This window comes from Faecalibacterium prausnitzii, assembly GCF_003324185.1.
Lineage (GTDB): Bacteria > Bacillota > Clostridia > Oscillospirales > Ruminococcaceae > Faecalibacterium > Faecalibacterium prausnitzii.
Window position 1 is genome coordinate 140,743 of sequence record NZ_PXUP01000006.1, and the last position, 6,599, is coordinate 147,341.

Genomic DNA, 6,599 nt, shown 5'->3' on the forward strand with positions numbered 1-6,599 from the left:
CCATGGAGACCATCAAGCTGAAAATTCTGGACGAAGCCGGCCACACCCTGATGACCTGTGACGCTGACACCGCCGTATCCCTTGTTTACACCAACTGCTACAAGCCCGGCGACCGGGTGGCGCTGGAGATCGACCATCCCGGCCAGTACTGCGTTATCCAGTTCGAGGACACCATGCCCGAAGCCCTTGTGTATGTGGTCAAGCGGGAGATCAATTTCCACATTCCCTTCGGGGAGCAGGCCATCACCTATTCGCCCAAGAGCTTTGCGGGCAGCCGTCATGTCATCCGGGCACGGCTGGCGCTGCCGGAGGAGATCGTCGCCCGGCGGAATCTGGCCTTTAACTGCTATGACGAGCACGGCGACACCGGCTTTTACCCCCACGCCAGCGCCAACGTAGAAACGCGCGGCGAGGCGGTGTTTGCCGCCCGCAACGCCATCGACGGCATTTTTGAGAACAGCGCCCACGGCGAGTATCCCTACCAGAGCTGGGGCATCAACCGCGACCCGAACGCAGCCCTGACGCTGGATTTTGGCCGGGAAGTACTGCTGGATGAGCTGCGCATCACCGAGCGGGCAGATTTTCCCCACGACAATTACTGGGTAAAGGCCACGGTGGAATTTTCCGACGGCAGTACGCTGGACATCCCGCTGGTGAAAAGCGCCAAGCCTCAGAGCGTGACCTTTGAACCCAAGCGGGTGCGCAGCCTTGTGCTGAAGGATCTGATTCAGGCCGAGGGGACTTCCCCCTTCCCGGCGCTGACCCAGATCGAAGCCTTTGGCACCGAGGTGAAGTAAAATGAGCATCTACAATGCCCTTTATGGGCGGGACGGCCATGGCGTAGGCCCAAACGAGCCGGAGAAAAAAGGCTTTGCACGCTTTTGCCAGATGGTCGGCCGCGACCTCGGCCAGCTGCTGGGCACGAACCTGATGGTCTGCGTGCTCTGCCTGCCCGCTGCGCTGGGGGTCTCGCTGGGGGTGACCCTGCTCTCCCTGCCGCTGACGGTGGCGTGCAGCGCGGTCACCGGTCTGCTGACCGGCCCTGCCATGGTGCTGCTGGCAGACTGTGCCCTGCGCAGCTTGCAGAACGACCCCTCTCAGTGGCTGCCCCGGGCAAAACAGACCCTTGCCGCCCATTGGAAAGCCGCCTGCGGCTTTGGCTGCATTGGCACGCTGGTGCTGGGGCTGCTGTGCTTTGTATCGGCCTTTGTATTTGAAGCCGCCGCGCAGCAAGGGTACTACCCCGGGCTTGCGGTGCTTGTATTTCTGGCGCTGGACTTTCTGGTGCTGGCGGTTCTGGGCACTCTGTGCGCCGCCGTGCTGCCGCTGCAAGTCCCCGCCCCAGACAGCCTGCTGCGCCGGGCGGGCAGGCTGCTGGCTGCCGCCCCGGCGCGCTGCGTCTTGGCAGGCGTTCTCATGCTGGCGGGCATCGGCGGCATGATCTTGCTGTTCCCGGTCAGCATCTTCTGGGCAGTGCTGTTCGGTTTCTGGCTGCCGGGGCTGGCAGCGATGCAGACCCTGTTCCCGGTTTTGCGGCAGGAATACGGCGTAGAGGTGCGCAGCATCCCGCGCCCGACAGCGTCGGATAAGCCCCTGACCGCACAGGAGCAAAAAAAGCGCTCCCGCGCCAACTGGTGGTATTACAACTGGGGCATCGTGGCGGTGGCGGCAATGGTCATTGTGGGCGTGGCATATGTGGCGCACGGCCTGCTGACCACCGTAGACCCGGACTATACCGTGGCAGTGGTCACGGCAGAAGCCCTGCCGGACGAGGCCGTACAGCGCCTGCAGACTGCGCTGGCAGACTATGCGGAGGACGCCAACGGCGACGGGGCGGTCATCGTGCAGGTGAACAACTACACATGGAGTGCCGATGCTGCCCTGACCGACATGAATGGCCAGATGGCGGGTGCCACCCAGATGAACACCGACCTTGCCAACGGCGAAAGCAAAATCTGGATCTTGGATGACCCGGAGGGCTTCGAACAGGCCTATGGGGCGCTGAGCGAAAAGCTGGGCGCGGACTGGCAGGCAAAGCTCATCCCGTGGAGCAGCCAGCCCGCCCTTTCCGGGCTGGAACTGGGCAGCTACAATACCGCCGCCGACGGAAGCCAGACCGTGGATATTCAGAGCCGCTTTGCCGGGTACAGCGTAGCAGTGTTTGATGCTTCAGATGCGCTATGGCAGGCGCTCAATTCGTAAAAAAGAAGCCGGACGTAGTGTCTGCACTGCGTCCGGCTTTCTTCATACAGTACCTTGAATCTTGCATAAGCCGTCTGAACGTGATACCGTGCCATGACCCCACACTTTCCGTGGGCGAGCCGGACAACGCCGCTGCAAAACTTCGTTCGGAGCAAGCGGTGACCCCATTACATGAGCAGAGCCCAGCTACTTATTTTTTGCGTCTTAACAATTTGGAAACATTTGTAGAACTTGTCGGGGCGAGGCCCCTCCATCTGCTATCGCAGACCGTTCTGCCGCTTAAAAGCCCCACTGGGGCTTTCATTGCTGCGCTGCGCAAACGCGGTCTATGCGTTTTGAGCGCAGCGGTAGAGGGGGACAAACGTCCGGGCAAAGCTCCCTTTGCGGGTGTCGTATTTTGTCTTATCCGGCAGCCACGGCAAAAAGCAAGCCGCCTTGTGCTGTGGGGATGGCACCAGCCGCCCTTGTGGAGGTGCTTCATCTTCTCCTGCACTCCCTTTTTCTTTTGACATTTCCTTTGACCGTAAGCAGGGGGATGCATCGATTTTGCACTCATTTGTCCGCGTGCGTCCAGCAGCGTCCGGCTCACCACAGAGCTTGCCGTCTTGGAAAGCGCCAGCCCCACTTCCTGTTCCAGCTCCCGGATAGCATTGGTCAGGCTGGGCTGAGAAATATAGAACTGCTGCACTGCATGGCTGATGGTGCCGGTGCCGGCAACAGCCGTGACATAGCAGAGTTGTTGAAGGGTCACGGCAGTTTCCTTTCGGCGCGTTTTTTCTATCCTACCGCAGAGCCGCCAAAAACGCAACGTATTTTCTTCTTTGAAATACCAAACGAACATTGCCGGCATACCCAAGATACGTTTTACCCGCCCTGCAATTTCCCTTATAATAGCACCGCAGTCTTGAAACGGCTGCAACATTCCCATATCACAAAGGAGGCTTTCCGGTATGGGACAACGGCAAAGTGAGATCATCAAAAATCACATGGAAGTCTACTGGCACGACTATGCGTCGGCCAGCAAGGGCGTCCCCATTACCGAGGCGGGGCTTGTGGAAAAAGCCTCCGTCATTGGACGCACCGGTCTGATGCTGCTGGAATGCGGCACCGGCGCATGGCGTGTCCGAAGCTCCATGAACACCCTTTCGCGGGAGTTGGGAGTCACAACAACAGCGGACATCGGCCTGTTGTCCATTGAGTTCACCTGCTTTGACGGTGACCAGTGTTATACCCAGTCACTCTGTCTGACAAATACGGGCGTGAATACCTCCCGGCTGAACCGACTGGAGCATTTCGTCAACGACTTCGACCGGGAAGGAAAATTTATGACCGGCGAAGAACTGCACAGCCACCTCGATGAGATCGAGCGCATCCACGGCTTGTATTCGCCCATCGCACTGGGCTTTGCAGCTGCACTGGCCTGCGGCTGCTTCACCTTTCTGCTTGGCGGCGGCATTGTGGAAATGCTGTGTGCCTTCTGCGGTGCAGGCATCGGCAACTTTGTACGGTGCAAGCTGACAAAACACCATTTCACCCTGTTTCTGGGCATTACGGCGTCGGTTTGTTCAGCAAGCCTCGTGTATGCCATCCTGCTGAAGCTGGCAGAGGTGCTGTTTGCCGTATCGGCGCAGCACGAGGCGGGGTATATCTGCTCCATGCTCTTCATCATTCCGGGCTTTCCGTTCATTACCAGCGGCATCGACCTTGCCAAGCTGGATATGCGCTCCGGGCTGGAACGTCTGGCCTACGCCATCCTCATCATTCTGGTGGCAACCATGACGGCTTGGATCATGGCACTGCTGCTGCATTTGCAGCCGGTGCAGTTCCCTGCCCTGAGCCTGACACTCCCGGAAGAGATCGTGTTCCGGCTGCTGGCAAGTTTTGGCGGTGTGTTCGGCTTTTCGCTCATGTTCAACAGTCCCCGGAACCTGGCAGTCTGCGCCGCCCTTATCGGTGCTGTAACGAACACGTTCCGGCTGGAGCTGGTGAGCCTTGCGGGCTTTCCGCCCGCTGTTGCAGCGTTTCTGGGCGCACTGCTGGCCGGACTGCTGGCCTCCTGCCTGAAGAGCGCCGCCGGTTATCCCCGCATCTCCGTCACTGTGCCGTCCATCGTTATCATGGTGCCGGGACTGTATTTCTACCGTGCCATCTATAATCTGGGCATCCTGTCTTTGATGGACTCCGCCACATGGTTTGCAGATGCCATTCTCATCATCGTGGCACTGCCGTTAGGGCTGATCTTCGCCCGTATTGTCACTGACAAGACTTTCCGTTATTGCACCTGATGTGCAGCATTTCCATTCTCCCATATAAGGCAAAACGCAGCGAATCTTTTAACGGTTCGCTGCGTTTTGTTTTGCTGTGATGCACTTATAAAGGGAGTTCGTTTACAGGGCGTTTACTCGCCGTAAACGATCTTGGTAGCAGTTTCCACATGGCGTTCCAGCCGGTCGGCAAAGTGTTCCAGCGGCAGAAAAACGCCAAGTTCATCGTAGCGGGTTCCGCCGTCCTTGAGCGTATCCTGTCCATAGTAGACCACGGAACGGGGCAGTGCGTGCTGCAGCTTCATCTGGATATCCCAGACGGTGGAGTAGGCCTCCGCTTCCGTTACCTTCTGCTTCACGGTGTCCGGCAGTTCGTAGATCAGCAGCAGCCCCAAATGCTGGTTGTAGTGGTACTCCACCACATCCATCGATCCTTCGTCGTAGCCGTGATACTTGCAGTAGCCGCTGGCAAGATACATTTTTACCTTTTCCTGCTTCTGGAACACCCGGATGAACCGGTCGTATACTTTGCTGCTCACGGCAAATTTGTTGTTCGGCAAAAGAACGCCGGCATCATCCGTCAGGATCACCGGGTTCGGCTGACCATCGGCGTTGAATTTGAACGGGATCAGAGCAGCGTTCCGTAGTAGGTCAAACATACTGTGCTGGCAGATCGCCATCAGAAAGGCAGACAGATCCTTGTTCTCGTAGGCATTGAACAGCGCCGCGGCAAACTGCTGTGCACTCACGGCCGGCGCATCCAGTACGTCTGCCATGTCCAGCGAGTCGTTGAAGGTATCCATCAGGCGGTGGCAGGCTTCTGGATTTTTCAGGATCTCCCCGAACAGTGCCTCTGCCTTTTCTTCTCTTGGAAATATCGTTGCCATCAAAAAGACCCTCTTTCTGTTTATTTCCAACTACTATTATAGGTTCATAATGCCCCGCTGTGAAATACTGCTTTCATATTGCTGCTATATGCAGAACACTTTTTACACATTTTCCAAGTGACCGTATAACGGACACTGCAATCATGAAATTGCACGAGGGAAATCGAAAAGTATATAAGTTGGTTTGAACGGAGGCAGTTCCTATGTTTGAGGTCAAAAAGGTCGTGCTGGCATATTCCGGCGGTCTGGACACATCGATTATCATCCCGTGGCTGAAAGAGCACTATAACAACTGCGAAGTCATTGCCGTGTGCGGCAATGTGGGGCAGAAGGGTGAGCTGGAAGGCTTGGAAGAGCGTGCCAAGGCAAGCGGCGCATCCAAGCTGTACATCGAAGACCTGACCGATGAATTTGTGGAGGATTACGTCATTCCCACCATGCAGGCCGGGGCAGATTACGAGGGTTATCTGCTGGGCACCAGCTTTGCCCGCCCCATTTTGGCAAAACGCGTGGTGGAGATTGCCCGCGCCGAGGGTGCGGATGCGGTCTGCCACGGCAGCACCGGCAAAGGCAACGATCAGGTGCGCTTTGAGCTGGCCATCACCTTTGGCGAACTGGTGTATGATGGCCAGTGGTTCAGCCCGCTGCGCAAAGCTCTGAGTGCCTTTGTCACCTCCACACAGGAGCATGTCACCGGCAAGGTGCGTCTGGAACTGTACAAGGGCAACCTCATCAATGCAGGGGTCTGGTCGCCGTTCTCTCTGTATCGTGAAGACATCGCCACCTTTGCCGCAAGCGGCGACTATAAGCAGAACGATGCCACCGGTTTCATCAGCATCTATGGTCTGCCCACCAAGGTGCAGGCTATCGTAAACAGCGAAAAAGAAGGGGAATGAAGTAGTTTATAGCAGTTTGTGTTTTTAATGCACAAGCATCGCTTGTGTTTTACTCTGCGAACAAAAAATCCGAACACTTCTCCTATTGGAAAAAAGTTCGGATTTTGTTGTTGTGGTGCACCTCCAGGGACTCGAACCCTGGGCCCACTGATTAAGAGTCAGTTGCTCTACCAACTGAGCTAGAGGTGCATATGGTGACCCGTACCGGAATCGAACCGATGTTAAAGGCGTGAGAGGCCTCTGTCTTAACCGCTTGACCAACGGGCCATATAAAAGTCGGCGACTACCTATTTTCACAAGCCGTTTCCAGCTAACTATCTTCGGCACAAGTAAGCTTAACTTCTGTGTTC

6 protein-coding genes and 2 tRNA genes are annotated in these 6,599 nt (G+C 56.8%); 4 read left to right on the plus strand and 4 right to left on the minus strand.

Annotation, left to right across the window (positions count from 1 at the left end; all coding sequences use genetic code 11):
* Window positions 1–2: 2 nt before the first annotated feature.
* Together C7J97_RS05825 and C7J97_RS05830 are read left to right on the plus strand one after the other, a co-directional pair.
* The gene (locus tag C7J97_RS05825; RefSeq protein ID WP_113993167.1) at window positions 3–797 is read left to right on the plus strand and encodes a carbohydrate-binding protein; all 795 of its coding nucleotides are present in this window, start codon (window positions 3–5) and stop codon (window positions 795–797) included.
* A gap of 1 nt (window position 798) precedes the next feature.
* A complete protein-coding gene (locus tag C7J97_RS05830; protein WP_113993168.1) occupies window positions 799–2,202 on the plus strand; it encodes a hypothetical protein in 1,404 nt (467 codons plus the stop codon).
* Between the two features lie 190 nt (window positions 2,203–2,392).
* Here the strand turns inward: C7J97_RS05830 and C7J97_RS05835 are convergent, their stop codons facing one another.
* Window positions 2,393–3,130, minus strand: a complete 738-nt coding sequence (locus tag C7J97_RS05835) for a helix-turn-helix domain-containing protein (protein ID WP_113993169.1) — start codon at window positions 3,128–3,130, stop codon at window positions 2,393–2,395.
* A gap of 22 nt (window positions 3,131–3,152) precedes the next feature.
* Here C7J97_RS05835 and C7J97_RS05840 point away from each other — a divergent pair, with 22 nt between their 5' ends.
* Window positions 3,153–4,487 (plus strand): threonine/serine exporter family protein, encoded by a 1,335-nt coding sequence (locus tag C7J97_RS05840; RefSeq protein ID WP_005920142.1) that lies wholly within the window; start codon window positions 3,153–3,155, stop codon window positions 4,485–4,487.
* Window positions 4,488–4,600: 113 nt separating this feature from the next.
* Here C7J97_RS05840 and C7J97_RS05845 read toward each other — a convergent pair whose 3' ends face one another.
* Window positions 4,601–5,353 carry a DUF4866 domain-containing protein gene (locus C7J97_RS05845; RefSeq protein ID WP_097793324.1) on the minus strand — a complete coding sequence of 251 codons (753 nt, stop codon included), beginning with the start codon at window positions 5,351–5,353 and terminating at the stop codon, window positions 4,601–4,603.
* Window positions 5,354–5,556: 203 nt separating this feature from the next.
* On the opposite strand from C7J97_RS05845, the gene C7J97_RS05850 reads away from it, so the two are divergent.
* Window positions 5,557–6,249 (plus strand): argininosuccinate synthase domain-containing protein, encoded by a 693-nt coding sequence (locus C7J97_RS05850; RefSeq protein ID WP_113993170.1) that lies wholly within the window; start codon window positions 5,557–5,559, stop codon window positions 6,247–6,249.
* 113 nt (window positions 6,250–6,362) lie between these two features.
* Here the strand turns inward: C7J97_RS05850 and C7J97_RS05855 are convergent.
* Both C7J97_RS05855 and C7J97_RS05860 read right to left on the minus strand, forming a co-directional pair.
* A tRNA-Lys gene (locus C7J97_RS05855) sits at window positions 6,363–6,438 on the minus strand.
* A 3-nt stretch (window positions 6,439–6,441) separates the two neighbouring features.
* A tRNA-Glu gene (locus C7J97_RS05860) sits at window positions 6,442–6,516 on the minus strand.
* Window positions 6,517–6,599: the final 83 nt, after the last annotated feature.

Bases quoted from the DNA above. Each gene is read 5' to 3' on its own strand.
- C7J97_RS05825 (WP_113993167.1), top strand. From the start codon at position 3: ATGGAGACCATCAAGCTGAAAATTCTGGACGAAGCCGGCCACACCCTG.
- C7J97_RS05830 (WP_113993168.1), top strand. From the start codon at position 799: ATGAGCATCTACAATGCCCTTTATGGGCGGGACGGCCATGGCGTAGGC.
- C7J97_RS05835 (WP_113993169.1), bottom strand. From the start codon at position 3,130: ATGGGAATGTTGCAGCCGTTTCAAGACTGCGGTGCTATTATAAGGGAA.
- C7J97_RS05840 (WP_005920142.1), top strand. From the start codon at position 3,153: ATGGGACAACGGCAAAGTGAGATCATCAAAAATCACATGGAAGTCTAC.
- C7J97_RS05845 (WP_097793324.1), bottom strand. From the start codon at position 5,353: ATGGCAACGATATTTCCAAGAGAAGAAAAGGCAGAGGCACTGTTCGGG.
- C7J97_RS05850 (WP_113993170.1), top strand. From the start codon at position 5,557: ATGTTTGAGGTCAAAAAGGTCGTGCTGGCATATTCCGGCGGTCTGGAC.